Raw genomic sequence first — 1,727 nt, 5'->3', positions numbered from 1 at the left:
CGATAGTGTCGGGCAGTACGAATCGTACAATTGTTTTACTATGCCGGATTTGTACCACGTCGTCAACGGCATTGAATTGTTCAGCCCTAAATTTAATGTTGTGCCGCCGGGAGTTAACGAAAGCGTGTATTTTCCTTACACGCGGATCAAAGACCGGGTGCAGGGCGATCGCGATCGGCTCAACGAACTCCTATTTACCCTAGAAGATCCGGAACAAGTCTTCGGAAGACTCGACGACCCGCAAAAGCGCCCTTTATTTTCGATGGCCAGGCTCGATCGCATTAAAAACATGACAGGCTTGGCAGAATTGTTTGGCAAAAGCCCAGAATTGCAAGAAAAATGCAACTTAATTCTCGTAGCCGGCAAACTCAGAGTCGAAGAAACCGAAGACTACGAAGAAGCAGAAGAAATTAAAAAGCTCTACACAATTATCGAGCAATACAACCTGCACGGAAAAATTCGCTGGCTGGGAGTGCGCCTTTCCAAAAGCCTGTCCGGCGAAATCTACCGGGTAATCGCCGACGGCCAAGGTATATTTGTTCAGCCAGCTTTATTTGAAGCTTTCGGTCTGACAATTCTCGAAGCAATGATTACCGGCATTCCCACTTTCGGAACCCAGTTTGGTGGCCCCCTAGAAATCATTCAAGACGGGGTAAATGGGTTTTATATCAACCCGACCAACCACCAGGAAACCGCCCAAAAAATTCTCGATTTTTTATCGAAATGCGAACACACTCCGAACTATTGGTATGAAATTTCAACGCGAGGAATCGACCGAGTTTACAGCACTTATACCTGGAATATTCACACAAACAAGCTGCTAACCTTGGCTAAAACTTACGGTTTCTGGAACTATTCGTCTAAGGAAAATCGCGAAGATATGCTCCGCTACATAGAAGCGCTGTTGTATCTGATTTACAAGCCGAGAGCTAAGGCTTTATTGGCAGAACACGCAAAGCGGTAATTGGCGAGTTTTGCTGCATCGGTCGCCGGTTGAGACCGACAACTTTGCCTCCGGTCAATAAACTTTGTACAAGACCTGCTTGTAAAGATTTGTGAATGAAAGCAGGTTTGGTACGATCGGAGTTAGGCTAATATTAATTCTGAAAAATATTGCTACACATAAAATGCAGGCAGGTATCAGTAGGGACAAAGTAATCCTTTGTCCGGTGGGGACAAGTAGGGTTTTTACTAATTTGTACAAGATTGATAATTGTAGCAATACATTTTTGAAGGGGGTCTAAAAAATCGTTTTTTAGGAAAACATCGGTTTTGGTAACGAAGTATCTCGGAATCAACTCGGTTTGTGAGGAAGAGTGCGAACCCGTCCTTAGCGAAAAACTGTCTCCATTACCAAAATTTCTAAAGGCACGAGCAGATATTTCTCAGAAAGCGATCCGGGTAATACAATGAGATTGAGAAACATGAAAACAGGAAAACCTTGTCAAACTTTACCAACAGGATAAAACTTATGCGTTTAACTACTGTGACGATTTTTAGCTTGCTAGCTCTGCTCGCTCCTGGGTTGAGCCCAAAGGCAAATGCAGCCTTCGACTCCAAACCCTTTGTGCAGGAACAATACCGCAGAGACTTTGTGAGTCCCGCCGATCCTGGTGCGTCTGCACAGCCGGAGGCAAATTCTCAAGGAGGTATGTTTAATAAGCCTTTTTATTCAGGGGAGCAGCAGCCTGTGAGAAAGGAAAAAACTATTTCGGCGGGTGCAGACG

At 44.8% G+C, this 1,727-nt stretch carries 1 protein-coding gene and 1 pseudogene; both read left to right on the top strand.

The features are described from left to right. The coding region (locus tag WBA89_RS09635; RefSeq protein WP_424405982.1) for a glycosyltransferase at positions 1-964 on the top strand (964 nt) is incomplete at its 5' end. Between the two features lie 507 nt (positions 965-1,471). Continuing rightward, positions 1,472-1,727, top strand: a pseudogene (locus WBA89_RS09630) (peptidoglycan-binding protein); the annotation flags it as partial.

It is taken from the genome of Microcoleus sp. (assembly GCF_049646505.1).
In the GTDB taxonomy this organism is placed as follows: domain Bacteria; phylum Cyanobacteriota; class Cyanobacteriia; order Cyanobacteriales; family Microcoleaceae; genus Microcoleus.
This window is presented reverse-complemented; position numbering and strand designations above follow the sequence as displayed.